Origin of the sequence: Lactococcus allomyrinae (genome assembly GCF_003627095.1) — a bacterium.
In the GTDB taxonomy this organism is placed as follows: domain Bacteria; phylum Bacillota; class Bacilli; order Lactobacillales; family Streptococcaceae; genus Lactococcus; species Lactococcus allomyrinae.
Genome location: NZ_CP032627.1, coordinates 2,056,949 through 2,082,309 on the forward strand (window position 1 = coordinate 2,056,949; position 25,361 = coordinate 2,082,309).

Consider the following 25,361-nt stretch of genomic DNA (forward strand, 5'->3'; position numbering starts at 1 on the left):
TATCTACTGCGCTCCTGTTCCTGCAAATATAGGTCCATGCCCTGAATCATCTGCCATTGTTGAGGATTTTTGTTTATTCTCAATTTCACGTTTCTTTTTCGCTTCAGATTCTAACCGAGTTAATTCTTCAAGATACTCTTTACCTTTTTTCTTGATTGTTGTAGTTTTTAAAGTTGAATTAATTTCCCCAAATTGTTTTAAGATTTTAGCTATATTAGTACTCTGAATAACTTCTTGGTCTTTAACTTTAGGAATTGCTGAATTCCACTGTGTCCATCTATCTGCTGACCCAACATAACCAAGGAGGGTTTTCATAGAGCTTCCTGCTTCAATTGAAACTAATTTGTTTGTTGTCGTATTTACAACATAACGAATCACATTATCTGAATCTGGCTCTCCATAACTAACAGTAATCAACTCTATATTATCATTATCATGTATTTTAGGATATTCTTTTATTTTTGAAAAATAGGCATTAACCACTTCTGAGGTTTGTTTAAGTTTATCAAGTTCTTTTTGATTTTTACCTAATTTTTGGAAACTGAGATGAAGCTTTTCAGCTTCTTCAAGTGAAATTCCCATCTCTAAACTTAATTTTTCAATTGCTTTTAATTCACTTGAACGATTTTTATATTTATTTTTTATTTTACTATCCGTATAACTCGTTCCGTTATCAAGAGATTGATTTCTCATTGTACTCAACCAATTTAAATTAGAACCTGCTGGATATTTAGGATTGCCTCCACTATCAAAAGTCGTTCCATTGAGCATTTTTATCCCCTGCATTGCAGATTGAAAAACAGCTAGACTATCTGAAAAAAGAGAAGCAGTCATACTTGAAAAGCTTTCTAATGCGCTCATTTTCTCTTCATACCCCTGTTTCAAGCGCTCTAACCGTTCTAATTGCTCTTGTAGTGCCTGTGCTTCACTGAACGCTCGAACACTTTCAAGAACATTCCCTCCCAAAACATTAGACATTTGAACTGAAAAATCTTGGTCAAGTTGGATTTGTTCTTCAACAGTACGCATTGTTTCTTGAATCAATCGATGCTGTTGTTGCAAAATCTCCATATCTAAATGTCCATAGTGACTAATACTGCTATCTGCCGACTTATAAGCTGAAAGGTCTGATTTTATATCCTCAATCGCCTGTTTCACTTTTAGTATTGTTGGGTGAATCACTGCTTCAAAAAGATTCTTGCCCGCATGATAAGCCACTCCTGATAATTCCCCACGGTTTAGTGTTGAAATTAAATGCGTACTCCCTTTACTCATTCCATTTGTTATTTGGTAAGAAATAGTTATATTTGAACTTAGCGCTTCAATCAACTCGTGTGATTCACCACTATCATAAATCAATCCCATGCTAGTTTATTCCTTTCTGCCCCTAATCTATCAATATCATCTTGTAAAGTTTGACGCATTTTTTGAGTGAACTGTTCCTGTGCTTCTTCCTGACGAAAACTAATATTTTTAATCTGTGAAAAAACATCTTGCAATTCATCATTTTCTCTTTTAGCTTGTGAAGGATTAAATTTTGATGTTTGATATGATAATTCTTCATTTTGGCTTAATTGATGATAGCGCTCTTGTTCTAATCTATGATTTCTTTCAACCGTGCGATTTTTCAATTGCATGACATCATCAATTTGATTTTCTTTTGCCATAATTTTTTGATTATAAGCGAGACGTTCTAATTCATTTTTATCTTTTGAAATTTTTCGTGTGCCAAAGTCTAGTGCCTCAAATTGTACCGTTTGCTTTTTCCGAAAAGTTGAAACATTGGGCTGTTTCTCTTGATTACTATTTTTCTGCCGTTCTGCTCGTTTCTGATTTTCCTTTAGCTGATTTTCTCGCCATATTTTTAAGTGTTCTTTAGGGTCAAGTCCTGCCCATATTGCAAGTGTTTTTGCCCATTCCTCATTTGCTTCCATAAATACTCTCTACTTTTTGAACTGTTGCGCATCTGAAATATCTCGTTCCTCAATTTTATGAGCAAGTTCAGGAAATTTTTTAGCTTGTTTAAGAATAACCGAGGAGAAATCAGAAACAAGATTGAGCATTTGATTAGACACGCTTTCCCCTGCCTTCATACTAGCAATATTGCTTGACCCTAAACTTATGGTCTTATTTTTATGTGAACTAGTATCTATCCCACTAATTCAGAAATAGCTCCTTGTGCTACTATTGAGTTAGAACTTAGTTTCGATGTTCCCATTATGTAAAATTCTCCTTAAATTTTCATGTGATTCTAATTAAGTTTATTTTACAGTTTTTAGAAGGGATTTGCAACTGCTTACCCCATTTTATTTACAATTAATATTTCAAATTTACAAAATAAAAAGCCACTAGTTCTTTTTTTGATTAGTGCCTTTTTATTTTATAAATTTACATATTATTCTTTGCTTGGTTAGTTTTTTGGTTAGTTTTCTTGTTTTCTATTCTACATTTGTTATTTTACTGGCTTCACGAAGTCCTCTGCTTCATAGTATAATTATAACATTTTTTTCATTGAATTTTAGACAAATTCCATCTAAAAAAGAAAACCTGAACAGTCAGGTTTTCTAACGCTGTTAAAGATGAAATCGTCTAAAACATTATTCAGAGCGATTTAGCTGTTTAAACAAGGAAATAATCTCTAAAATAATTTGAATTTGAGATTCTGTGAGACCGCTCAAGTCAACATCTTTAGTATCCATGATAAAACTCTCCTTTCACCATAGACGATGTAAAACTTGCACTAAAAAAACACTGCAAAAATCTGCAATGTCTTATTTTTCTTTCAAAGCATTAAACTGCTCAAATTCATTAATCAAACGCAGCACAATTTGAAGCTGCTCATCCGTCAAAGACGATGTATTAAACTCCTTGTCGTCAGACAAGCCCAGTAAATAGTCAGCCGAAACATCAAAAATCTGACAAAGTTGGATAAGAATTTCGATTGACAGATACTGCTTATTTTTTTCATACGAGGAAACAGACGCACCAACCACGCCAAGCCTTGACGCAAGCTCATTTTGAGTGAACTTTTTCTCAATTCGCAGCGCGTGCAGTTTATCCCCAAAATATTCCATTCCCACTTGATTCACCTCGCTTTCAAATTCTAACAAAGAAAAATCAATTAAGAGTTTCTGTATAATTTGAGCTTTAGCGAAATTTATTCTATAATAAAAGCATATGAACGCTTTAATTTTAGGAGAAATTAAACATGAAAAATTTATCACTTTTGGGGGTTGGATTGCTCTCTTTGACCCTACTTGCAGCTTGCAGTTCAACTAACTCTGCCACAAAGGATTCTGGGAGCAAAGAAATAAAAGTTTCTTCATCTTCCTCAAAAGCCAAGCCCAAAACTAATTCCGTTATTACGGCTACAAACGAACTTGCTGCAAACTCAAAATCAACAGGTGAAATCTATGTAACGGGAACAATGACTGTCGGTGATAGTGGAACCATTAAACCAGGAATTTATGATTTACACATTACTGGTGGAGATGGCAATATACAAGGTGAGAGAAAATCTGTCAACGGTCTTTACCTAAACTGGATTGGAGGAGCTCCTGGTAACGAGAATAACGCCTCCTCAATTTTCCGTATTATTTTAATGGACGGAGATACTGTTGAGTTCCGCGATATTGCCAAGGTCAATTTTGTTGCAGTTCCCGAAAAAGTTACTCCAACAACACAACTTGGTCAAGGAGAATATGTTGTAGGACGCGATATTCCTGCTGGAAATTACAAACTTAGCACTAATGTTCAGTTAGACCCTTCACTGAGTAACTCAGGTTGGGATATCTCTATTTATGACGATTCGAAAGGAAGTGAAAGCGACCAACAATATAATCCTAGTAGCCCCGATGTCGCTGTTAGTCTCAAAGAGGGACAAATTATTTCTACAAGTTTTGATGGTGTTAACCCTACAACTCAAGGAAGCTATGGAGATACAGCCAAACTAATATTCACAGCAATGAAATAAGGAATGGAGGTAAAGTTCCGTGAAAATTGTTTTCAAAGCAATTTTAATTATTCCAAAACTTCTATTAGGAGCTGTTCGTTGGTTTTTTGGAATGTTTTTCTATTTGATGAAGTAAAATTTTTAGATTGGAGAAAATAAAATGAACGAATGTATCAACTGTCAGCAAGATTTACACGGCGGAAACTTTTTCGCTCCTTGGGAAGATGGCGACAACGCTCATGCTTACGTGCTTTGTCCTCATTGCGGTTGCCGAAACGAACTCTATGGTTTCGGGGAAGATGACGATTAAGAATAAGGAGACATTATGGAACACCTAGATTATTCATTTGAAAAAGACTATGATTTTAGTGTAGAAGTACCAAGTAACGACGAAGACGACACATATACAGAAACTATTGAAGGAAGTATTAATTTTTCAGCAGATGTTGTATGGACTGGAACAAACTACGAGACTTACATTATTTGGAAAGACTCAACTGGTAGATTTGATGATGTTAATGGAGACGCACCTGATAAGGAAGAAGATTTTTATCAGGACTTGAAAGATTATTTATTGAGTCAAGGGGTAAATAGTTCTGACCTTGATTGGTGAAATGATGACAGAGGAATACGCTGAAAGAATGATGGATTTAACTAGTTCAGCAAAATAAATTCACTAAATACACAAAAATACTGATTTGATAAATCTATCAAATCAGTATTTTTGTTCTACCAACACTAACAGAAGTTATTTCTGTTCATCACGAAACTTATTAGCAAAATACTGTCGCTTAAAATCCTCAAAAAGATAAGACTTCGTTGCTTGCGAGACACCAGCGAGTTTTCCTTCGCATAACGCGTTGAATGCTTGCCAAACGACTTCACGGTTAATTTCGTATAGATTTTCCACCTCTTCGTCTGTTGCGTCCCAATCATCCCAAGCCTCATCATCAAAAAATTCTTGTTCAGTTATCATTCTGGTTTTTTTCCATTTTCCCACCACAATTTGATAAGCGCCTGTGTCCCATCATTTTCAAAACCTTTTTCAGCAAGCATATCATAAAGCTGTTTGGCTCCTGCTGTAGCTGGAAGAGAAATACCCATTTTAGCAGATTCGTCAAGCGCAATACCGAGATCTTTGATAAAGTGTTTTACAAAAAATCCTGCGGTAAAGTCTTCACGTAAAATACGTGGTGCATAGTTAGTGAGTGACCATGTCGCAGCAGAACCACCTCCAACTGTCGTCAATACTTTATCAAGGTCAAGTCCCGCTTTATCTGCATACACAAGAAGCTCTGTCATGGCAGTCATCGTTCCTGCAATACCGATTTGATTTGCCATTTTTGTATGCTGCCCACTACCTGCAACGCCTTGATAAGCAACTGTTTTTCCCATTTTTTCAAAAAGGAGTAAAGCTTTATTATACACAGACTCATCTCCACCAACCATAATGGTCAATGTGGCATTCTTTGCTCCAAGGTCCCCACCTGAAACAGGAGCATCCAGTGCATCCGCACCTGATTTTTTTGCTTTTGTATAAATTTCCTTGGCAAGTGTTGGCTCTGTCGTTGTCATGTCAATAAGTATTTTCCCTTTTAAATCATTCTGAAAAATACCTGTTTCACCAAAATATACTTCTCTCACATCTTTAGGATAGCCTACAATCGTGATAATAAATTCAGCATTTTTTGCCGCTTCTTGTGGACTTGATACATACGTTGCACCACGCGCAACCAAAGTATCTGTTTTTGATTTCGTACGATTATAAACGATAAGTTCATGACCTGCATCCATGAGATGACCTGCCATTGCAGCGCCCATAACGCCTGTACCGATAAATGCAATTTTTGACATATTTTTCTCCTTTTTACATAGTAAACTTGTTCAGAAACTCTGTTTTTGAAGCGTAGGCAGGCTATGGCGCTTGGCTACGTGAAAAACAGAGTTTCTGAACATACTCACTAATATTGAACGTCTCTTCTTTTCCTTGCTTTATCGCCTCGAAGACGTTTAATTTTTCGATTGCGATATTCATCTAATTTGTAAGTTTTTAATAATTTTTCAATCTCAGTACGTGAATTTCCTGTCGCTTCTGAAATTGAAGAGAGCGAACGCAATGGGTTTTCATCAATAATTTCTTGAAGCTGTTCCTCCGTTAATCTCATTGTTCCCTCCATTTTTCTTAGTGAATACACATTTTTTAATTTATTTCAAAACAAAAAACGATTAGCACCCAGCCAACCGTCCATTATCTCTTAATAAATCTCTAAAATATAGAGCTTTACATTATTATGGGGAAGAAGGGATTTGAACCCTCACGCCCTTTCGAGCACATGCACCTGAAGCATGCGTGTCTGCCATTCCACCACTTCCCCAGCACTTTTCTATGATAACAGTTTCATATTGAAAATGCAAGTTTGAGGCTACTTATGACTGGCTTACTTAACAAACACCTGATTTTTTCATCAGGATTTTTTGTTCCTCTTGTTGTCTCAGTTTCAAGCTCCTCCGTGACCAATGAGCATGGCGATAATCAAAATAATAAAAACAAGGCAGGTAATCGCCACATAGAGTTTATCACCTTCTTTTGCAAAAGCGAAGATAGATGCTACCACACGTAAAACAGGGGTCAGAATTAATAAAAATAATCCTGCCATCAACCAAGCTAATGCTTTAAACTGCACTAAACCCGTCAGTATTTCATTAAACTTATCAGGCCAGATTCCGTCAGAGTAGCCAGAATGTCCCGTTATCACAAACATCAGAATACCAATGATAATAACAACCGAGCTAACAAATACACCTGCACGCAAGATTTTCCCAATGTTTTGCTCAATTTTGAGCAATTCTTCTTTTGTCATTTCACCTTTCATCCAATATGTACCCCAATTCCTTTAAGTAACATCTGAATTGCCATCAAAAGAATGACTGGAATGAAAATAATTCTGATTGTTTTTGCTGGTAATTTTGGCATGATTTTAGAACCTAGAGCTGCACCTGCTACGATACCAATTGCAAGTGGGCCTGCTAGAGTTGGATTAACGTAACCATTGAAAAAATAGACGGTTGCAGAAGCTGCCGCAGTCACTCCAATCATCAGGTTTGATGTTGCTGTAGAGGCTTTTATTGGCATCTTCATCATAGAGTCCATTGCCATAACCTTAAAGGCACCTGAGCCAATCCCTAAAAGTCCTGAAGCTACACCCGCACCAAGCATAATCGCTGCTCCTCCTGGTACTTTTTCTACTTGATAACTAATATCTTGCCCCAGTTGTTTGTCATGGTAGCTTGAGTTAAGTTTAAGCTTTTTAGCAATTTTATCAGACTCTACATTTTGCAAAATTTCCTCACCTTTATGAAGCTTTTTCCACATATTGTAGCCTTGAAAAATCAATAAACAGCCAAACAAAACATTTAATACTGTACCATCAAAAAATCCTGCTAAAATCGCTCCGACAAGACCTCCTATCGTAGTGAAGATTTCCAAAAACATTGCTGCACGAATGTTAATCATGTCATCTTTCAAATAAGAAATCGCTGCACCAGAGCTTGTCGCAATGACTGCTACAATGCTTGCTCCAATTGCGTATTTAATATCTACACCAAAAAAAGTTGTAATGATTGGCGTAATAATAATCCCACCGCCTAGTCCCAAAATGGAACCTACTGTACCCGCCACAAAGCCAAGAACTAGCATTGATAGGGTAAATACTAATAAAGACATACTATCTGCAAATTCGATATTGAATCTTGACGAATTTGATCCTTTCTCTTTTCATTTTACCAAAAATTTAAGAAATTAGGCAATTTAGATTGACTGGTGGGGTTGTCAGTGTACTGACAATACTTTTATTCGCCGATTCAATGCTCATTTTGCACACTTTGTAGAAGTAGAATTCTTGTCAGTTTTGACTGCCTGTTTTTATGATATAATTTTAATTAGCTATAGATTTCATTGGGGGTGAAAAATGAACAGACAAGAACTCGAGCAGCGTCTGAGAAAAGAGCTTTCTATTCCATTTTACAATGCGAAAGTTGCTGAACGTGACTACAGTGAAGCTGAATTTCAGGAAATGAAAAAACAACTCAAAGCCGACATTGAGCAGTACGCGACTGATTATGTTGACGAACACAATTCAAATGGTTGAAAATGTTGATAATGATTTACTGACAGATATTATCATTTGTATTTTTAAATAAAAGGAAATTTTATGACTGAACAAAAACAAGCCCTTTTTACTATTTTTGGAGCTACTGGCGACCTTGCCAAGCGTAAGCTCTATCCCTCCTTATTCCGTCTTTTTAAGAAAGGCGAACTCGCTGACAATTTCGCTGTCATTGGAACGGCGCGCCGTCAGTGGACTGACAGCTTTTATCATGAAGTCGTTTTAGATTCAATCAAAGATTTGATGCACTCAAAAACGGAGGCAGAAAACTTTGCAAGTCATTTTTATTATCAAAGTCATGATGTCAATGATGCTGAGCATTATGTCAATCTGAAAAATTTAGGCGAACGTCTCAAAGCTCAATATAAAACAGCGGGAAATCAAGTTTTCTTTCTTGCGATGGCGCCTCAATTTTTTGGTGTAATTGCTGAACATCTTAAATCTGAAAACATCTTGACTGGTGAAGGTTTTGAGCGAATTGTCATTGAAAAACCTTTCGGAAACAGCTACGCAACTGCAAAAACGCTCAATGACAGTTTGTCAAAAGTTTTTACTGAAGAGCAAATCTTCCGTATCGACCATTATCTTGGTAAAGAGATGATTCAGTCTGTGAGTGCTGTTCGTTTTGCTAACCCAATTTTCGAAAGTCTTTGGAATAATCGCCATATCGACAATGTGCAAATTACTTTTGCTGAATTTATTGGTGTTGAGGAGCGTGGAGGCTATTACGAAACTTCTGGTGCGCTTAAAGACATGATTCAAAATCACGTCTTGCAAGTCCTCAGTCTTATCGCAATGGAAAAACCCGAAAAATTTGACGAAGCTCATATTGTAAAAGAAAAAGTTAAAGCACTCAAAGCAATGCGTCAATATTCTTCACAAGAAGCGCTAGAAAATTTCATCCGTGGACAATATATCGCCGGAAAATTTGATGGAGAGAATTATCTAGGATATCGTGAAGAAGATTCTGTCGCACCTGATAGTCGCACAGAAACTTTCGCTGCTGGAAAATTTCTCATTGATAACGAACGTTGGGCTGGTGTTCCATTTTATGTCCGCTCGGGAAAACGCATGACTGAAAAAGGAACCCGCATCAATATCGTTTTCAAAAAAGAAGCTGAAAATCTTTTTGCAGACAACTGTGATGACCAACCTGTGCAAAACGTTTTAACCATCTATATCCAGCCTACTGAAGGCTTCTCACTTTCTGTTAATGGTAAAGCTGCAGGTCAAGGATTCCATCTTGAACCACTTCGCCTCAGTTTCCGTCACGATAGTGAATTTTTAGGAAATTCTCCTGAAGCTTATGAAAAACTATTCTTGGACGTGTTGAATGGTGACGGTACAAACTTTAGTCATTGGGAAGAAGCTGCACGTGCTTGGGAACTTATTGACGTTATTCGCGAGGCGTGGGATGGTGACACTAGCGACATGCCTACATATACCGCACGCAGCATGGGGCCTCAGGCCGCATTTGATTTGCTCAAAAAAGATGGAAACGAATGGGCATGGCAACCTGATTTGTGGTATAAAGAGCGAGGATACTACGAAAAGTAATAATGTATTGAAATAAGGAAGTAAGGAAATTCTGTCAGTATACTGACAGAATTTTTATTCGCCGATTCAATGCTCACTCCAATCGCATCGAACTGTCAGTATACTGACAGAATTTTTATTTTAATAAACTTTTCCCCAGATTTTTACACAGTTTTCCACATATTTGTGGAAACACCTTTTAAATATGTGGAAAACTCTGAATAACTTCCGCGATTTCTTGATAAGAACAAGTTTTCACTTGTGTATTTCATTTTTCCACACTGATGAATCAAAAAATACTGACAGAATTCCGTCAGTACTTTTTATTCTAATTTAGTTCTCCACACTGGCTCACCATCTCGTGCAATCAATTTTTTCCAAACACGTCGCTCTCTCCAACGATTAAATTTCGTATTCCAAGCATCTGATTCTACCAATGGTTTCACCAAAATGCTACGTACACCAGCACGATGCGCGGCTCTAATATCCGTCATCAATTGGTCTCCAACCATAACCACTTCAGATGGCTTTTCATCAAAACGCTTCAAAGCTTTATTAATCCCCAAAGCAAAAGGCTTCATTGCTCGACTAATATAATCAACACCAAACTTTTCCACAGCTCGTGCAACACGCTCATGTTTATTATTTGACACAACAATAACTTTGATGTTGTTTTCTCTCATTTCCTCAAGCCAAGAAAGCAACTCTGGTGTACCATCTGGATTATTCCAAGCAATCAAAGTATTATCTAAATCCACCATCACAGCTGTGATACCAATCTTTCCCAGACTTTCTGCATCCAACTGATACACTGCTTCCAATAAAAAATCTGGCTTATAATTATCAATTTTCATATAGAGATATTATACCAAAAAATTTAGCAAGTTTTACACATTTATCATCTACAAGCAACCAAAATACACCAAGAAAAATAATAAAAAGTCGCCAAAAGCGACTCATTATTTTATCGAGACAAGTGCGTGCTAGTTCCGCTGTCCATGCTCGCTACGGCATTTGTAATTCTTCATTGGAGCGCACGGAGATAGAGCGTGGATAAGAAGCTGTAACTCCCACTAAATAAGTCTTGAACTTATTTGAATTTATCAAAGAAACCTTTTTTACCATTTCCTGAAATATCAACACCGCTAACCTTAGCAAATGTTTGTAAAGCTTCTTTTTGAGCAGTATTCATATTCTTTGGTGTTATGATATTAACAATCACATACTGGTCTCCATTACCCGAACCACGCAATTTTGGCGCCCCTTTTCCTTTCAATCGGAAGTTTGCTCCAGTTTGCGTACCAGCAGGAATCTTTAATTTCACATTACCATGAACCGTTGGCACTTCAACTTCATCACCCAATGCTGCTTGAACAAACTCCAAAGGCATTTTATAGTAAATCTCAGAGCCATCACGCTCAAATTTATCAGATGCTTCAACTTGGAAACGTACATACAAATCACCATAAGGACCACCATTGGTACCAGCATCACCTTGGCCTTGCAAACGCATTTGTTGACCTGACTCAACTCCAGCAGGGACTTTTACCTTAACAGTATGTGCAGCTTTTTCATGACCAGTACCATGACAGGTAGGACATGGTTCCTTGATTTCTTTACCCGTACCATGACAAACATCACAAGTTTGTTGACTTTGCATACGACCCAATGGTGTATCATGAACCACATTGATTGTACCGCGTCCACCACACTTATGACAAGTTTCCGCATGAGTTCCTGGTTTTGCACCTTCACCACCGCAGGTATGACAAAGCTCTTCTCGATTATATTTTACTTCTTTTTCTACACCAAAAATAGCTTCTTCAAACTTCAGATTGATTCGATATTGTAAATCATCCCCTTGACGTGGTGCATTAGGATTAACCTGAGCGCCTCCACCGCCAAAGAAGCTAGAGAAAATATCCTCAAAACCACCGAAGCCACCTGCACCACCAAAGCCAGAGAAGCCACCTTGACCCCCAAAACCACCACTACCAGCGCCAAAACCATTGGCACCAGCTTCACCATATTGGTCATAGGCTGCCCGTTTTTGGTCATCCGATAATGTTTCGTAGGCTTCTTGCACCTCTTTATATTTTTGTTCAGCACCCGATTCCTTGTTCAAATCTGGGTGGTACTTTTTCGACATTTTTCGATAAGCTTTTTTAATTTCATCCTGACTGGCATTTTTATCTACCCCCAGGCGTTCATAAAATTCAGAGTTATTCATTATTTAATCCCTAATTCCTTTACTAAATCAATTTTTCAATAGCACTATTTTATCACGTTTTTTAAATTTTGGCAAAAAAATTAGCACTCTTTTTACCAGAGTGCTAATTTTAATTGAGCAAATCCCTCCTATATCGTATACGAAGTCCTCATCTCAACTCACAAATTCAACAGCAAATTGATTCGTTCCCATATATACCGAAGAAACTGCTGACTCAGAAAGCCAATATTTTCCTTTGATAGGGTCATTGACATGAAACTCTTTTTTCTTCGCATCATACCCATCCAAAATCACCGCATGAGTATTCGTCACAACCTCATGCCCAAAATAATCTGTATACGTAATCTGTGGTTGAGCAAAGTCTATCGTTACCCACATTTCTACAAGATGCTTTTTCAAAACGATATTTTTGATATCATCAATACTTTTCCCAGAAATATCAACAACATTTGCACCATAACTTTGAGCAAATTTCATAAATGCATCTGGCCAAATTGTTGGAAAACCTCCATCAGGAATTTCGTCATCCGGAGTCCAAGGATCTCCAGCATAGCCTAGATTAGGATTACCATCCCAACCTACCAAAGGTAATGAATCAAGCACTTCTTTCACAGACTTATCATGTGTTTTATTTAAGTAAACCAAAGCATTATAGAGAGAAACTGTTTCACAACCTTGATAAGCTCCGATTTTTATTTGGTTCACATCTCCTGTATCCATTAACACATAGTTACACTTACCCGAATGGTCTTTTTTTGCAACAGTTTTTGAAGCTAATGAGGGTTGCTTATCCTCACCTTCGCCTTTTTGAGGATTCATAAAGAAACCAAAACCAACAAAAACCACAATAAGACTCAGAATAAGCAGAATAACCGTGTTCTTTGTTTTTAAACGTTTTCTTTTTTTATTCATTTGCTAAGTCTTTTTTCTCCATCATCAACAAAGTTCGACGCACTGTTTCTGCCTGTGCATCAATAATATTGAATTCTGAGTCAAGTTGATATTCTTCGTACAAAACAGAGAGCTCTGTGCAGCCTAAAATCATCACTTCACAGTTCATTTTTTTCTTCACATCACTTAAAATTTCGTGGTAAAGCTCAAAATTCAAATTTTTATTTTCTTTAACCTCTTGATAAATCAATCGATTAACCTTTTCTTGTAATTCCTCATCTGGAATGACAGCCTCATAACCCTGAGCTTCTAATTCCTCACGATAAACACCCGTCAAAATAGTTCCCTCAGTCGCCAACACAGCAATACGCTTACTGTCAGCAAATTGCTCTCTGATTCGTTCCACTGCTATACGAGGCATATGCAAGATTGGAATTCGTGTTGCGTTTTGTAGCTCCTCAAAATAATAATGAGCAGTATTACAAGGGATAACAAAAAACTTCGGATTCAACACACTTTGAATTTTGATATCCTCAATCAGTTTTTCTTCTGGATTTTCTAAAGAAGAATCCTTTATATAAGCAGTACGGTCGGGAATCGTTGCATGATTAACTACGATATAATCCAGAAAATCTTGGTCTCGATGAGCATCTGTCCGACGATTCAACGTATGAATGAAACTCTCTGTTGCCAGTGTCCCCATTCCTCCCAAAATTGTAAAGAAATTTTCCATATCCCCTCCTGTCTTTATCCTACTATTCGTAGTTTTCTCTTCATTTTATCAGCGATTATTAAAATATTCCTTAAACGTACCAGTATAACGATAAAAAGCATATTTCATCAGCAAATAACGCTTAGGCGAATTATCTTTTGCATAAAATAAAGTTGTACCATAGTTTTTAGATTTAATAAACTGGCGAATTTCCGCTTTAAAGCTTGAATTAACATATGTCAACAATACTTTCTTAGGAACACCTAACCATAACTTGGTTCCTTTACCATAAACTGTCTCAGCAAAAGGCTCATTAAAAATTCGATCTGCGACCAGATAACGGGTCAGGTTGTAACCATTCAAAGTCACGTAGAAAGAACTACGTCCTTGACGCAAATTGATTTCAAATAGTTTATACTCTCCATCACGAGGATCATATTTCATATCAAAATTCGCAAAGCCAGTATATTCAATTTTTTCAAGAAAATCTTGAATTTGCTGGTATACTTTTTCATTATAATCAGGCAATATGGCAACATAATTCCCGATTGCTTTCGGACTGGGGTCCTCAAGCAGAGGATGCCCCAGACACATCATGCGAACCTTGTGATTTTTATCCACATAAGCATTCAATACGCGCATATTCTCATCTGTCCCTGGGATAAAATCTTGAATAATCATCTCATCTGGATAGCCTGCTTCATAGCAGCGATGGAGCATTAACTTCATCTCATCAGGAGATGCAATCGTAAAAGCTTTCTTTTGTCCTTCAAAATGAACTTCTAAATAAGAAATCGAATTTCCAGGTTTCAAAATCATTGGATATGGAAAAGATAAACCATTTACAAGAGAGTCAATCTCTGTTTCTGGAGTGACTAAAACAGTCTTTGGGTAAGGAAGCTGGTATTCTTCACAAATATTATAAAAATCTGGCTTATTTTCCAACTTTTGATAAAGCGAATAATCAATATAAGGCACTTCAAAAAACTCTGAAAGCTCCGCCTTATACTTAGAAGCCATCAAAGCATAACCATCGCCACAAGCCACAAGTAGATACTTCTTCTTATCGTTAGCATGATTTTCCTTAAATTCTCTCAAAGTTTTAATGAAAACTTCTTCTTGGTCAAAATGAGGATGGCATTGTACTTCCACAATTTTTGAGTATTTTGTTGGTGCTAACTGAGACGCACTCAGAGCAATCGAAGTAATACCAAACTCTTCATGAAACGAACGCGCCATTCCATAGACATTAATATCAGACCCTAATAAAATCGGTTGAAATTCAATATTTTGAGACACAAAAAACTCCTCTAAACAGCGGCAACAGCTGGTTTTTCGCCATTGTGAATAAAGTAAACATCATACCAAGTCAAGAAAGTATAAATTGTCCAAAGCTTACGACGGGTATCATTTTTTCCTGCAAAGTTATCTTCCAGCATTGCTATTATTTTCTCTTGTTCAAAGAACTCTGAAACAAAGCTCTGCTCAAAGAGATGATGAACAATCTTATAATATTTCTCTTCTCTCAGCCAATCTTTGATTGGTACTGGGAAACCTAATTTTTTACGATTTGACCATTCTTCTGGCAAATGACGGCGCGCTGCCTGCCTGAAGGCATATTTTGTATTATGTTCATTAAGCAAGTATTTTGATGGGATTTGCTCTGCGGTGTGCATAAGCTCAATATCTAAGAGTGGCACTCGAAGCTCCAAAGAATGTGCCATTGACATTTTATCTGCTTTCAGTAAGATATCACCAGGCATCCATTGATGCATATCAAGATATTGCATTTTACGTAATTCTGAACCTTCTTGAGCTTTCTTATAGGTCTTTCCAACAATTTCTTTCACACTTGGTGCTGTTTGAAATTCTTGTTTTAAGAGCGTTATGGACTCTTCTTCTTCAAAAACTTTAGCTTGTCCAATGAAAAAGTCTTCAGCTGGGGCTAATGATTCATAAAGATGTTTTTGACCTTTAAAATGCTTGTTTTGAATCCCTCGAGCAATTGAAAAGCGTAAACCTTTAGGCAATTTTTTTAGCCCTTCTGCAACAACACGAACCGCACGAGAATTTGTACTAAAACCATAAGATTCATAGCCCGCAAAAAGCTCATCTGCACCTTCACCACTCATGACCACGCGCACATCACGCGCTGCAAGTTCGGCAAGGAAAAATAAAGGCACGCAAGATGGGTTTGAGTCTGGTTCATCCAAATAATATTGAATTTGTGAGAAATATTGAAAAGCTTCATCTCCATGAATTTCCCGCGAAGTATTATTTAAGCCAATCATATCTGTCAGCTGTTTTGCTTGCTTAGATTCATTAAATGTCCCTTGACCAAATCCGATAGAATAAGTATGTTCTGGTCGAAGCGTTGATGCCACATAACTAGAGTCTACACCAGATGAAACGAAAGCTCCGACTTCAACATCCGCAAATTTATGTGCGTCAACAGACTCTAAAACAGTCTTATCAATCAAATCAACAGACTCTTCCAGCGACATATTTTTTTCGTTCACTTTCATATCCCAATAAGGTTTGATGTCAAGTTGACCGTCTTTATAAGTAAAATAATGTCCCTCTTTGATACGGAACACTCCTTTAAAGAATGTTTCATCAAGTGCCGAATACTGGAAAGTCATATATGGTTTCAACGCTTCTTTGTTTAATTCTTTTTTGAAATTTGGGTGTTTTAAAAAACTCTTAATCTCTGAACCATACATGAATGTACCATTCATTTGAGCGTAATAAAGTGGTTTGATACCAAAATGGTCACGAGCACCAAATAACTCTTGTTTTTCTCTATCCCAGATAACAAAGGCAAACATTCCTCGAATTTTTTGGAGAAGTTCCACACCATATTCTTCATAACCATGCAACAAGACCTCTGTATCAGCATGAGTAGTGAAATCATGACCTTTTGCAATCAAGTCTTCTCTTAACTCACGAAAGTTATAAATCTCTCCATTGAACGTGATTAACTTTGATTTATCCTCATTGTATATGGGTTGGTCTCCGCCTTCAAGGTCGATGATACTCAAACGTCTAAAACCGATAGCAGCTCTATCGTCAATAAATTCACCCGAACTACTTGGTCCGCGGTGAACAATCGTATCCATCATTTCTTTTAGTGTCTTTGTTTTATCATCTTGATTCAAGTTATCGACAAAGCCGACAATTCCACACATTTCTATCTATCCCCTATCATTTTTCTTGTTTTATTATACCATAATAATAAAAAATGATTTGACAGAAGGAAAATAATTTCCCTCCACCAAATCACTGATTTTTTTATTCTTTAAGGTTATTAGACTAGTTTGGCATCAAGAATGTCAGACCTGCAGTTGGGATATTTTCGCGAGTATGTCCCCACCAACCGCTACCATATCCACCCTCAATAACGTTAATTGTACCGTTAGAGTTTACTTTAGTAACAATGGCTACGTGACCATACGGTGAACCAGAATAACCAACAAAAGCTGTTGTATATCCTGAAACAATTACACCAGGTGCCGCAGAAACTACATGAAGAATTCCTTGAGCGGGACCGTTAGTAGCCCATTGTCCACCATTTCCTGGGCTGATATTTCTGATGTAGATACCCTGAGCTGCAAAATATTGCCACACGTAGTCTGTACATCCACCACCAGCGTAAGGATTAGCAATCGGGGTGTTATTTCCTCCCGGTCCTGGATTTGGACTAGGTGTTGGTGTAGGTGTTGGTGTAGGTGTTTTTGAGCCACCATCATTATTCGAGGTGTTTGTACTGTTGCCTGAAGCCGTATTATCTACCGCTTGAGTTGATTTAGCTTGTGCCTCTTGGCTTGCTTTTTGTTGTGCTTCATATGCTGCTTGTTTTGAAGCAGCTTCTTGTGCAGCTTTTTCAGCCACAGCCTTTTCAGCTAACAAAGAGTTCTTCTTACCTTGTGCCGTTGCGATTGTTGCTTGATAATTTAATGTAGCAACTTTAAGCTCAGCCTGTTGTGATGTCAACTCTTGAGCTTGAGAATCCAAATCTTGTGAAAGACTAACAAATTTATTATAATTTTTCTTTACAGACTCTGATTTTTCATCCAAAGCCTTTTTATCTTGCACTTGCTGCTCTAACATTTGCTTATTAGCAGATGATACAGTAGCCATTGCTGTAATTTTTTGAACAGCATCTGTCAACGATTTTGAGTTCACGATAGCATCTAAATAGTTTGTCGCCGAATTATTGACCTGTGCACTACGTGCTTGAGCTTCCAAAGTATTTGTACGATCTGCAATATTTTGGCTTAAAGTAGCAATCTGCTTGTTCAATGATTCTGCTTGTGATTTGATTGCATTGATTTGCTTTTGTGTATTGCTTTGCTTTTGTTGTATGCTATCAACTTTAGCTTGCAAACTATCAACTTGTGCTTGTGCTTGTGCTTTCGCTGATTGGGCACTTGCAATTGTTGCATCCTGTTTTTGAATGTCTGAGTTAGTATCAGCGTAAACACCTGATACGGGTGCTGCAGTAGAAAGTACTACTGTAGACAATAAAATAGCTGAGATAATCCTTTTTTTCATAACTGTTATTTTTAATTTGTCCTCCCTATGAAGTTCGGTTGAATAAACATATTATACTATTCTTATCACACCTTAATATTTCTTTTTAATTACAAAATCATTTCCCTGTGTATCTAAAATGACTTTTCCTTAATCTATAAAAGAGTTCCAAAGGTGCTTGAAGCATCGCCGCTAAAATAATATTGAGCAAAAGTGTAGGCGCTAATTGATAAACAACAAAGTTAAGAAAATTAAGTTGTGATAAACCAAAAGCCGCTGTAATTACCGCACTAAATACTTCAAATGCTGTGACAATGATAATAATAGTAAAGAGCCGTGTCCATCGATTAGTAAAGATGACACTTTCTATATTATAAACGAAAAGAGCGATAAGCGGAAATAATAAGGTGGCAATACCATAGACTCCTAAATAATAGCTATCATATACCGCTCCTAGAAGTGCTGCTAAAATAATAATATAGCTCGAACGATGTTGCGTAACACTATAAACCAAAAAAATTAGAAAAAGATGACTTACAGGGGTCCAAGTCCCACCGCTTAGGCTTGTTAAAACGTGTGTGATTTGTCCATCCAATATTAGAAGTAAAAAGAGTAAGATTGGGGAAAAAAACTGAAAAGTAAAGCGACTCACTTAATTTCCCCCAATCATACGTTGAATAACAAAAACAAATCGGATATCATAAAGATTGCTCGCTGGTTTAACATAAATTTGACGATTCAATCCTTGATTGTCATCTTTTTCTCCTAAAACCGTCCCAATGAGAAGGTCACGCGGGCTATCACCTCCGAGTCCACTCGTAAAGACTTGTGTACCTTTAGAAATTTTGTCTTGTGTAGTTAATTGAGTAATGATATAAGCATTTTGTTGGCTATCATATCCTGTTAACAAACCATAAGTCGTTTCTTCTGCATTTCCTAGCCGCACTGGAATTTTATTTTCAATTCCTTTTGAAGAACTTAGAAGTGAAACTTTGGCTGTATTTTTATTGACTTGGATAACACGACCAATAACCCCACCGTTTGCCATAACAATCATATCTGTTTTAAGACCATCTTTACTCCCCTATCAATGACAAGTGTATCATTCCATGATGTAGGGTCACGGGTGATAACGTTGGCTGATACAGTTTGATAGTCGGTCAGTGTTTCTTGAAGTTTCAGAGCATTTTTAAGCTCTTTATTTTCAGATTCAAGACCATTTAGTTTATTGGCATCATCTTTTGACTTGGCAAGTTGAGTTTTTAAGCTTTCATTTTGCTGATAGGTATCCATCAGATTTGAAAATTCATTGACTTTATCTTGGACAAAATGCACAGGAGATGCAAGCACACGGTCAACAAACCCTGTTCCATCATTTATTGTTTGTGTCATTGCTGACGGTTTTTGATTAGATTTAAAATTTTTTGCTGAAATTACAATCGCTGACATCGCTGCGATAATAATAATCAGCGCGATAATAACCATTTTACTTAAGTTAAATTTTTTCAATGTTCTAGATTCCCTTCAGTAAGTTGTCCTTACTCGTACCTTATTTTATCAAAATTGTCAGATTTTTGATAGAATAGTGATAAGAATTTTTTGTAAGCGTTTTTTGCTTGTAATACAGATTATTGTAAGCTTTTTAATAGTCTTATTATCAACTTATAATTATAATTACTACGCATGGAATAATGGGTTGCAAAAATATAGCTTTTTTGGAGGTTTTTATGATGAGTAAAATTCCTATTTTTGGAGAAAAAATTGATGGAAAAGATTATCAAAATCGGTACGGAGTCTATGGAATTGTTACGCGCGATTCTGGAGAAATTTGTTTAGTTCAAGCGCCTAATGGTGCTTTCATCCTTCCTGGTGGTGAGATTGAAGCGGGTGAAAATCATGAGAAAGCTTTGCAAAGAGAACTCGTTGAAGAACTTGGAGCTTCTGCAAAAATTGGTGCTTTCTTAGGACAAGCGGACGAATATTTTTATAGTTCACATCGTAATAAATACTTTTATAATCCAGCTTATATTTATGAGACTAAATCCGTCAGTTTTGATGCTGCTCCTCTAGAAGACTTTAATGGTATTTTTTGGTTTAGTCCTGAAATAGCAATCACTAAACTTAAACGTGGTTCTCATCAATGGGGTGTCCGTGAGTGGTTAAAGAAAAAATGATAAAAACTGTCAGTACCCCAAATTTATGAGGCATTGACAGTTTTTATCTGCTCACAAACTTACTGTTCTGTCAGTACTGACAGATTTATTTTTCAATGATTTTCACACCATCATGATCTGCTACAATAACTTTTTTAACCATGTTATTAAATAGACCATGTTCTACGACCCCCACTGTCAAATCCAACTCTTGAGCAAGTTGTTCAGGATGTTTAATTTCGCTGATGTGTAAGTCAATGAGATAATGATGCATATCCGTAATTAATTTATTTCCTTTGTCATCTTCCCTCCATGTTGGAGCATAGCCTGCCGTTGTGAATTTACGAAATATTTGTTCAGCACCATATGGGATAACCTCAACAGGAACTTTGAATGACCCTAGGTTTTCGGAGAGTTTTGACTCATCAACAATCCAAATATAGTCATGTGAGTAAGTGGCTACGATTTTTTCCATAAGTAATGCTGCACCGCCACCTTTAATTCCATTTAGTTTTGAATCAATCTCATCAGCCCCATCAACAGTCAAGTCAACAAAATCTACTTCATCAATAGATTTTAGTGGAATACCCAGCTTTGAGGCTTGCTCACTTGTTACGCTAGATGTTGTCACACCTATAATGTTTAGACCCTCATCGTGAATACGACGTCCTAACTCCTCTACAAAAAATGCTGCCGTTGAACCTGTCCCCAATCCCACAATCATGCCATCTTTGACAAACTCTGCGGCTTTTATTCCAACTTGTTTTTTTAGATTTTCCATTTTTATTCCTTAACTGTCTTCTGTCTATGTGTCCTCAATTATACCAAGATGTGAGTATGATTTGCAAGAAATGATGAAAAATAGGAAATTTCTGAAATAAACGACGTTTCTTGGAAAGACTTATCTTTTTTCACTCATTTCTAATCTTTCAAACTCAGTTATACCAAGATGTAAGCCCGACTGTCCATAGCTAACTAAAAAGACGAGATAGCACTCGTCTTTTTATCATTAGCTGATATAATCCTCTAAATACTGCGGATTATAAACCATAATTTTGTTATCAATGATATCAATTACTTTTTCCATTTTTAGGTCATGAATGATACGATTGACACTATTTCTTGTTGAAATACCGCAAAATCCTGCAATATCTTCATTAGTGACGGGAAAATCAATTAAGATTCCTTCTTTTTTCATGATACCAAAGTCTTCAATCAGGCTATTGATGCAAGCACAAACTGCACCTTTTTTACCATTTATTGTCATTTTTTGTAGGACACTAAGGTTCATTGAGAGGCGACGTTTATAAAAATCGTTTACAATCCTAAAAAGACGGAGGTCACTGCGAACCCAATCCCAAAAGTCTGCGCGTGAGACACGATAAAAACTCGCTGTGTCAGACTCGACTCGGACATTAAAAACTGCTGAGATTCCTTCTTGTTGCTCTTCTTCAAGGAGTGATACAAAGTCTTGTTCTACGACATACGCGATATTAAATTCTCGACCATCACGAAGAATATTGCTGATTTTTGCGACACCTTCTTTCAAGATGTAGATATATTCTGATTCAATTCCTTGGTACATTACGTAGCTATGCTTTTTACGGGTAACGACAGGAACTTTTTTTTCTTCTAAAAGTTGTATGAGGTTGTCTATATGTTCGTTTGTCATTTTTTATGATTATTTTTTGAAAAATGTTATTGATACAATTTATCAATAGTTGTTTTAGTGTTGCTTTTTTATTATACTACTACTTTTTGTTTTTTTCCGTGAATAAGGTAGTAAATAATCCAAACGGCAATCACGGCTGGCGCACTGTAAAGATAAAGATTGCGGAATCCACTCATTCCTTGACCTAATAGCGGGATGATAGCACCCAACACGATTGGCCCTCCACCAACACCTAGGTCAAGAAAACCAAAGAACGTTGATGTGGCAACTCCAATACGTTCTTTGTTAGAGTCTCGAATAGCAATTGCTTGTCCAAATGGTGCTACACCACCGTACCCAAGTCCAAAAGCACCACCTGCAATCAACAACACGACGAAGCCTAATGTTGGGTTAAAGAAACCTGCAAGCCCTACAAGTAGCATTGCAACAGTAAAGAAGATAAAAGTAGGATGGAAGACCCAATTGTCCCCTTTTGTATCAAAGATACGACCTGTCAATGGACGAGAAAGGAAGATGAGAATGGCATACATTGTAAAGAATAATGACCCTGCAAGTGGGATGTGAAGTGCAGTTGAGAATGATCCCATTCCTGTTAAGATTGCAGAATCAATAAACCCAGCAAGGAATGCAACGATTGAGATAGGAAGGGCGGATTTTTCAAGAAATTTATCTACACCTTGTGGTTGGTGAGCAAGCGCATGAGCACGTTCTTCTGGACTTAGTTCTTTCACATGAACAAAGAAAATAAGAACAAAGGTAAGAACCAACAAAATTGATGCCAAGCCTAAAAGATAGGTGAAGCCGAGCGATGAATAAATCATAATCGAAAGCGCTGGCCCTACTGCAGCAGCAAGTGTTACAGAAAGGGCATAATAGCCAATTCCTTCACCTCGGCGTGATGCAGGAACGATATGACCTGCAATGGTTCCTGACGCCGTTGCTCCAATACCAAAACCTGCTCCCTGAACGATACGAATAATAAAGAGTAACGGAATATTAGTTGTAAGATAATAACCAAAAATTAGGGCAAGAAAAAGAATACCTCCAATATATAACAATCGTTTCATTCCGAGTTTTGTGATAGTAATCCCTGTCCATACACGGCCAATCAATGCTCCAATAACGAATACACTTGATAGTGACAAACTCACTACGGTAGATTGATGGAGTTGCTGAAGAGCATAAGTGCTGATGGATGATGTCAAAACATAAAAGACAATATAAAATAAAAAGCTGATTAATGTGTTAATGACGAAAGTAGGGGTAAAGATACTTTCTTTTTTCATGATGTTTCCGTTTCTGTTTTTGATAAATATGATTTGTCAGTAATGATATTAGAAGTGTTCAGAAGCTCTGCTTTTTCGTCGAAGCTTGCTTCATCCGCAACTTTGACAGTCAATCACTCGGCATTTATGCCGAGTAAATGAACGTAAAGCTGTCATAGGGTCAGTCGCTTTAGCGGCTAGACTTCTTGGAACAAGGTGACCTCGTGAGCTTGTACCTTGGGTTCAGCTTCGAGCAATACGAGCTTCTGAACAACCTTATTGTTAAAGTTTGCGTTCCGCACAAACTGCTTCTTGCGTCAGTGCAAGAAATTTACTGACAGAAGTTTTCAATTACTGACAAGAGCTCTATCAGTAAAATTGCATAAAAAATACACCTTCTGGCACATTTTTTATTTATTTGACGAGTTGGATGTTTCGGACTTCAAAAGCGCGTGAGCCGTCGTCAGTCGTCATAAAACCATGATGGTCTGTGACGTATTTAATGGCTTGTGCCATATCTTCAAACTCGCGGACAACATAGTTCAACTTTCCGTCAGCAGTGTAGTTAGGCATCACGTCTTCTTCGTATACTGACAGACTTTTAAATTCAAATTTCATGGTAGAAACTCCTTTTGATAATTGGTATATGGGTACAGATGCTAGCTTTCTGTACTCTGTTGATTCACTTTGATTCAACTTACTCACTTATTTTAGAAAAAGTTTTCCCCTAGCACGACACCAAACGTTGTTAACATTTGCTACAAGTCACAAATGTTAACAACGTTTGGTGTTGTCAGCACACTGACAGCAAAAAATCACTGACAGTGTGTCAGTGAACCTTTGTTTATCATTAATGTACTGACGAAAAAACTGTTAGTAATTTTTATCAGTATAAAAGCTTGTATTTGATTTTTTCTTTTATCAATTTTCTTATCAAGATAAGACTCAAAACAAGAAGATTAAATCCATAAAGTGTGAAAAGCAAGATAAAGCTTGTTACTCCTGCAAGCTTGCAAGCTAACATCGTCAAAAACATCACGAGATTAATCACAAAAGAATTTCGCAAAACAAATTTTTCTAAATTCATCGCTTGAAGAATTCCTTTGAAAATCTCGTAAGAAATAAAAAATATCGAACAAACAAGAGCGATAAGTAGATATATAGGAAAACGCGCAACAATCTCACTTGATGAAAAAAGAGCAGCGAATCGCTTAGCATTCAACAAAATTAAACCTGAAAAAATGAAATAAAATCCTGCGCTACTTACGATTGCAATCTTGATGGTTCGAAAAATCTTTGAAAAATCTGCTTCGCCATATGCTTTAGACCCAAAGATGGTTACAGCATTCTCGTAGATGTAAGTAGGCATTTTTATGATATTCAGTGCTTGAGCGCAAAGCCCATAAATCGCTAATGTAGTCACACCAAGTCGCGCAATCAAAGCTTCAAAGAAAATCGTAAAAATGACCCCTTCTAAAATTTCTTGCCCGCCAAGTGGCACTGATTTTCTCAAAAGTTGTTTTATTTTCATTGCTTTTTCGCCCCAAGCTTGTGCCAGTTTGTGCCGAACAACCCAAAATTGTAGAAAAACCATAACAAGTAAAGCAAGAATCGAGGCAATACTTGCTCCAATAATTCCCATATTTATCATACGAACAAGGATTAAATTTAACAAAATTTCTAATGCTGTACTCACTAAGGAAATAACGAGAATATCATTCGTTTTATTTTGAATTTTAATCAAATTTGCCGAAAGAAACATCATCAGTGTCAAAAAGATATACGGAGATTGAATGAGTAGATATACTGTCGCTGTTTCAAGCATTTTTCCATCAAAAGCGTAGGTTATGGATAAAAATAAACGCCCGAACACAAGTGTGATGAGAGCAAAAATAATTCCGATGAGCATATTGACAATAAGCGAAGACTTAATCAGTTGGAGAAAACCTTTTTCATCTGACTTCCCAAGTGCTTGTCCGCCTTCAATGTTGAACGCTAAAGCGACGACGCCCAAAATTCCACCTAATGCATAGAGCAGACTTTGTATCGTTGTGATTCCTGCCAAATTTTTGATTGACCGATTGACCGCCAAAAATAAAATCAGCTGATTGATGATAAGCTGAAGAAAATTGTTAGTCATCAGTGGAAGCGCAAACCTTTGGATTTCCTTAAATAGATTTTCTTGCATTATTCTTTATTATTCCTGATATTTTTCTTGAAATCTTATTGAGTATAACACAAATAATCAGAT

Annotated in this window: 27 protein-coding genes, 1 tRNA gene and 1 pseudogene; 5 read left to right on the forward strand and 24 right to left on the reverse strand. The window is 36.9% G+C overall.

The window, feature by feature from the left end; genetic code table 11:
• Positions 1-3: 3 nt before the first annotated feature.
• From D7I46_RS09670 to D7I46_RS09685, 4 genes are all read right to left on the reverse strand, one after another.
• Complete coding sequence (locus D7I46_RS09670) at positions 4-1,365, reverse strand: hypothetical protein (RefSeq protein ID WP_120772712.1); 1,362 nt, start codon at positions 1,363-1,365, stop codon at positions 4-6.
• Positions 1,356-1,934: a hypothetical protein gene (locus tag D7I46_RS09675; protein ID WP_120772713.1), complete on the reverse strand. Its 579-nt coding sequence runs from the start codon at positions 1,932-1,934 to the stop codon at positions 1,356-1,358. Before D7I46_RS09675 ends, D7I46_RS09670 begins: the two co-directional genes overlap by 10 nt.
• A gap of 9 nt (positions 1,935-1,943) precedes the next feature.
• Positions 1,944-2,075, reverse strand: a complete 132-nt coding sequence (locus D7I46_RS13745; RefSeq protein ID WP_338033582.1) for a hypothetical protein — start codon at positions 2,073-2,075, stop codon at positions 1,944-1,946.
• A gap of 696 nt (positions 2,076-2,771) precedes the next feature.
• Positions 2,772-3,074 (reverse strand): helix-turn-helix domain-containing protein, encoded by a 303-nt coding sequence (locus D7I46_RS09685; RefSeq protein ID WP_240424538.1) that lies wholly within the window; start codon positions 3,072-3,074, stop codon positions 2,772-2,774.
• 134 nt (positions 3,075-3,208) lie between these two features.
• On the opposite strand from D7I46_RS09685, the gene D7I46_RS09690 reads away from it, so the two are divergent.
• On the forward strand, positions 3,209-3,973 hold the full coding sequence (locus D7I46_RS09690) for a hypothetical protein (RefSeq protein WP_205570814.1): 765 nt from the start codon (positions 3,209-3,211) through the stop codon (positions 3,971-3,973).
• Between the two features lie 304 nt (positions 3,974-4,277).
• Complete coding sequence (locus tag D7I46_RS09695; protein WP_120772715.1) at positions 4,278-4,565, forward strand: hypothetical protein; 288 nt, start codon at positions 4,278-4,280, stop codon at positions 4,563-4,565.
• Positions 4,566-4,700: 135 nt separating this feature from the next.
• Here the strand turns inward: D7I46_RS09695 and D7I46_RS09700 are convergent, their stop codons facing one another.
• The 6 genes from D7I46_RS09700 to D7I46_RS09725 form a co-directional block, all read right to left on the reverse strand.
• On the reverse strand, positions 4,701-4,928 hold the full coding sequence (locus tag D7I46_RS09700) for a hypothetical protein (protein WP_120772716.1): 228 nt from the start codon (positions 4,926-4,928) through the stop codon (positions 4,701-4,703).
• Positions 4,925-5,806: an NAD(P)-dependent oxidoreductase gene (locus tag D7I46_RS09705; protein ID WP_120772717.1), complete on the reverse strand. Its 882-nt coding sequence runs from the start codon at positions 5,804-5,806 to the stop codon at positions 4,925-4,927. The genes D7I46_RS09700 and D7I46_RS09705 overlap by 4 nt, the downstream gene beginning before the upstream one ends.
• A gap of 107 nt (positions 5,807-5,913) precedes the next feature.
• Positions 5,914-6,117, reverse strand: coding sequence for a hypothetical protein (locus D7I46_RS09710; protein ID WP_120772718.1), 204 nt, complete (start codon positions 6,115-6,117; stop codon positions 5,914-5,916).
• 127 nt (positions 6,118-6,244) lie between these two features.
• Positions 6,245-6,327: transfer RNA gene (locus tag D7I46_RS09715), tRNA-Leu, on the reverse strand.
• A gap of 123 nt (positions 6,328-6,450) precedes the next feature.
• Positions 6,451-6,813: a DUF1634 domain-containing protein gene (locus tag D7I46_RS09720; RefSeq protein WP_162930880.1), complete on the reverse strand. Its 363-nt coding sequence runs from the start codon at positions 6,811-6,813 to the stop codon at positions 6,451-6,453.
• Positions 6,814-6,821: 8 nt separating this feature from the next.
• On the reverse strand, positions 6,822-7,676 hold the full coding sequence (locus D7I46_RS09725; protein WP_120772720.1) for a sulfite exporter TauE/SafE family protein: 855 nt from the start codon (positions 7,674-7,676) through the stop codon (positions 6,822-6,824).
• A 244-nt stretch (positions 7,677-7,920) separates the two neighbouring features.
• Between D7I46_RS09725 and D7I46_RS09730 the strand changes: the two genes are divergently transcribed.
• Together D7I46_RS09730 and zwf are read left to right on the forward strand one after the other, a co-directional pair.
• Positions 7,921-8,100 (forward strand): hypothetical protein, encoded by a 180-nt coding sequence (locus D7I46_RS09730; RefSeq protein WP_120772721.1) that lies wholly within the window; start codon positions 7,921-7,923, stop codon positions 8,098-8,100.
• Between the two features lie 63 nt (positions 8,101-8,163).
• Positions 8,164-9,675 (forward strand): glucose-6-phosphate dehydrogenase, encoded by a 1,512-nt coding sequence (gene zwf, locus D7I46_RS09735; protein WP_120772722.1) that lies wholly within the window; start codon positions 8,164-8,166, stop codon positions 9,673-9,675.
• 302 nt (positions 9,676-9,977) lie between these two features.
• Here the strand turns inward: zwf and D7I46_RS09740 are convergent, their stop codons facing one another.
• From D7I46_RS09740 to mreC, 9 genes and pseudogenes are all read right to left on the reverse strand, one after another.
• Complete coding sequence (locus D7I46_RS09740; RefSeq protein WP_120772723.1) at positions 9,978-10,508, reverse strand: YqeG family HAD IIIA-type phosphatase; 531 nt, start codon at positions 10,506-10,508, stop codon at positions 9,978-9,980.
• Positions 10,509-10,744: 236 nt separating this feature from the next.
• The gene (dnaJ, locus tag D7I46_RS09745; protein WP_120772724.1) at positions 10,745-11,884 is read right to left on the reverse strand and encodes a molecular chaperone DnaJ; all 1,140 of its coding nucleotides are present in this window, start codon (positions 11,882-11,884) and stop codon (positions 10,745-10,747) included.
• Between the two features lie 153 nt (positions 11,885-12,037).
• Entirely contained in the window at positions 12,038-12,796 is a 759-nt protein-coding gene (locus D7I46_RS09750) for a C39 family peptidase (RefSeq protein ID WP_120772725.1), read from the reverse strand.
• Positions 12,789-13,508: an aspartate/glutamate racemase family protein gene (locus D7I46_RS09755; protein WP_120772726.1), complete on the reverse strand. Its 720-nt coding sequence runs from the start codon at positions 13,506-13,508 to the stop codon at positions 12,789-12,791. The genes D7I46_RS09750 and D7I46_RS09755 overlap by 8 nt, the downstream gene beginning before the upstream one ends.
• Before the next feature lie 48 nt (positions 13,509-13,556).
• Positions 13,557-14,786, reverse strand: coding sequence for a carboxylate--amine ligase (locus D7I46_RS09760; RefSeq protein WP_120772727.1), 1,230 nt, complete (start codon positions 14,784-14,786; stop codon positions 13,557-13,559).
• An 11-nt stretch (positions 14,787-14,797) separates the two neighbouring features.
• Positions 14,798-16,675, reverse strand: a complete 1,878-nt coding sequence (gene asnB / locus D7I46_RS09765; RefSeq protein ID WP_120772728.1) for an asparagine synthase (glutamine-hydrolyzing) — start codon at positions 16,673-16,675, stop codon at positions 14,798-14,800.
• Positions 16,676-16,799: 124 nt separating this feature from the next.
• Entirely contained in the window at positions 16,800-18,041 is a 1,242-nt protein-coding gene (locus D7I46_RS09770) for a coiled-coil domain-containing protein (protein ID WP_120772729.1), read from the reverse strand.
• Positions 18,042-18,138: 97 nt separating this feature from the next.
• On the reverse strand, positions 18,139-18,672 hold the full coding sequence (gene mreD / locus D7I46_RS09775) for a rod shape-determining protein MreD (RefSeq protein WP_120772730.1): 534 nt from the start codon (positions 18,670-18,672) through the stop codon (positions 18,139-18,141).
• Positions 18,673-19,529, reverse strand: a pseudogene (mreC, locus tag D7I46_RS13750) (rod shape-determining protein MreC).
• A 221-nt stretch (positions 19,530-19,750) separates the two neighbouring features.
• On the opposite strand from mreC, the gene D7I46_RS09785 reads away from it, so the two are divergent.
• Positions 19,751-20,194, forward strand: coding sequence for an NUDIX hydrolase (locus D7I46_RS09785; protein WP_120773340.1), 444 nt, complete (start codon positions 19,751-19,753; stop codon positions 20,192-20,194).
• 85 nt (positions 20,195-20,279) lie between these two features.
• On the opposite strand, the gene rpiA is transcribed toward D7I46_RS09785, so the two are convergent.
• The 5 genes from rpiA to D7I46_RS09810 all read right to left on the reverse strand — a co-directional run bounded on the left by rpiA (position 20,280) and on the right by D7I46_RS09810 (position 25,298).
• Complete coding sequence (gene rpiA, locus D7I46_RS09790; protein ID WP_120772731.1) at positions 20,280-20,954, reverse strand: ribose-5-phosphate isomerase RpiA; 675 nt, start codon at positions 20,952-20,954, stop codon at positions 20,280-20,282.
• 228 nt (positions 20,955-21,182) lie between these two features.
• Positions 21,183-21,845, reverse strand: a complete 663-nt coding sequence (locus tag D7I46_RS09795; protein WP_120772732.1) for a Crp/Fnr family transcriptional regulator — start codon at positions 21,843-21,845, stop codon at positions 21,183-21,185.
• A 71-nt stretch (positions 21,846-21,916) separates the two neighbouring features.
• Positions 21,917-23,131 (reverse strand): MFS transporter, encoded by a 1,215-nt coding sequence (locus D7I46_RS09800; RefSeq protein WP_120772733.1) that lies wholly within the window; start codon positions 23,129-23,131, stop codon positions 21,917-21,919.
• Positions 23,132-23,524: 393 nt separating this feature from the next.
• Positions 23,525-23,728 (reverse strand): hypothetical protein, encoded by a 204-nt coding sequence (locus D7I46_RS09805; protein ID WP_120772734.1) that lies wholly within the window; start codon positions 23,726-23,728, stop codon positions 23,525-23,527.
• A 268-nt stretch (positions 23,729-23,996) separates the two neighbouring features.
• Positions 23,997-25,298: an MATE family efflux transporter gene (locus tag D7I46_RS09810; RefSeq protein WP_120772735.1), complete on the reverse strand. Its 1,302-nt coding sequence runs from the start codon at positions 25,296-25,298 to the stop codon at positions 23,997-23,999.
• Positions 25,299-25,361: the final 63 nt, after the last annotated feature.

Bases quoted from the DNA above. Each gene is read 5' to 3' on its own strand.
- D7I46_RS09800 (WP_120772733.1), bottom strand. From the start codon at position 23,131: ATGAAAAAAGAAAGTATCTTTACCCCTACTTTCGTCATTAACACATTA.
- D7I46_RS09705 (WP_120772717.1), bottom strand. From the start codon at position 5,806: ATGTCAAAAATTGCATTTATCGGTACAGGCGTTATGGGCGCTGCAATG.
- D7I46_RS09695 (WP_120772715.1), top strand. From the start codon at position 4,278: ATGGAACACCTAGATTATTCATTTGAAAAAGACTATGATTTTAGTGTA.
- D7I46_RS09785 (WP_120773340.1), top strand. From the start codon at position 19,751: ATGAGTAAAATTCCTATTTTTGGAGAAAAAATTGATGGAAAAGATTAT.
- D7I46_RS09750 (WP_120772725.1), bottom strand. From the start codon at position 12,796: ATGAATAAAAAAAGAAAACGTTTAAAAACAAAGAACACGGTTATTCTG.
- D7I46_RS09805 (WP_120772734.1), bottom strand. From the start codon at position 23,728: ATGAAATTTGAATTTAAAAGTCTGTCAGTATACGAAGAAGACGTGATG.
- D7I46_RS09700 (WP_120772716.1), bottom strand. From the start codon at position 4,928: ATGATAACTGAACAAGAATTTTTTGATGATGAGGCTTGGGATGATTGG.
- D7I46_RS09740 (WP_120772723.1), bottom strand. From the start codon at position 10,508: ATGAAAATTGATAATTATAAGCCAGATTTTTTATTGGAAGCAGTGTAT.
- D7I46_RS09770 (WP_120772729.1), bottom strand. From the start codon at position 18,041: ATGAAAAAAAGGATTATCTCAGCTATTTTATTGTCTACAGTAGTACTT.
- zwf (WP_120772722.1), top strand. From the start codon at position 8,164: ATGACTGAACAAAAACAAGCCCTTTTTACTATTTTTGGAGCTACTGGC.
- D7I46_RS09810 (WP_120772735.1), bottom strand. From the start codon at position 25,298: ATGCAAGAAAATCTATTTAAGGAAATCCAAAGGTTTGCGCTTCCACTG.
- D7I46_RS09720 (WP_162930880.1), bottom strand. From the start codon at position 6,813: ATGACAAAAGAAGAATTGCTCAAAATTGAGCAAAACATTGGGAAAATC.
- dnaJ (WP_120772724.1), bottom strand. From the start codon at position 11,884: ATGAATAACTCTGAATTTTATGAACGCCTGGGGGTAGATAAAAATGCC.
- D7I46_RS09690 (WP_205570814.1), top strand. From the start codon at position 3,209: ATGAAAAATTTATCACTTTTGGGGGTTGGATTGCTCTCTTTGACCCTA.
- D7I46_RS09675 (WP_120772713.1), bottom strand. From the start codon at position 1,934: ATGGAAGCAAATGAGGAATGGGCAAAAACACTTGCAATATGGGCAGGA.
- D7I46_RS09725 (WP_120772720.1), bottom strand. From the start codon at position 7,676: ATGTCTTTATTAGTATTTACCCTATCAATGCTAGTTCTTGGCTTTGTG.
- D7I46_RS09795 (WP_120772732.1), bottom strand. From the start codon at position 21,845: ATGACAAACGAACATATAGACAACCTCATACAACTTTTAGAAGAAAAA.
- D7I46_RS09755 (WP_120772726.1), bottom strand. From the start codon at position 13,508: ATGGAAAATTTCTTTACAATTTTGGGAGGAATGGGGACACTGGCAACA.
- D7I46_RS09685 (WP_240424538.1), bottom strand. From the start codon at position 3,074: ATGGAATATTTTGGGGATAAACTGCACGCGCTGCGAATTGAGAAAAAG.
- rpiA (WP_120772731.1), bottom strand. From the start codon at position 20,954: ATGGAAAATCTAAAAAAACAAGTTGGAATAAAAGCCGCAGAGTTTGTC.
- D7I46_RS09730 (WP_120772721.1), top strand. From the start codon at position 7,921: ATGAACAGACAAGAACTCGAGCAGCGTCTGAGAAAAGAGCTTTCTATT.
- asnB (WP_120772728.1), bottom strand. From the start codon at position 16,675: ATGTGTGGAATTGTCGGCTTTGTCGATAACTTGAATCAAGATGATAAA.
- D7I46_RS09670 (WP_120772712.1), bottom strand. From the start codon at position 1,365: ATGGGATTGATTTATGATAGTGGTGAATCACACGAGTTGATTGAAGCG.
- D7I46_RS09710 (WP_120772718.1), bottom strand. From the start codon at position 6,117: ATGAGATTAACGGAGGAACAGCTTCAAGAAATTATTGATGAAAACCCA.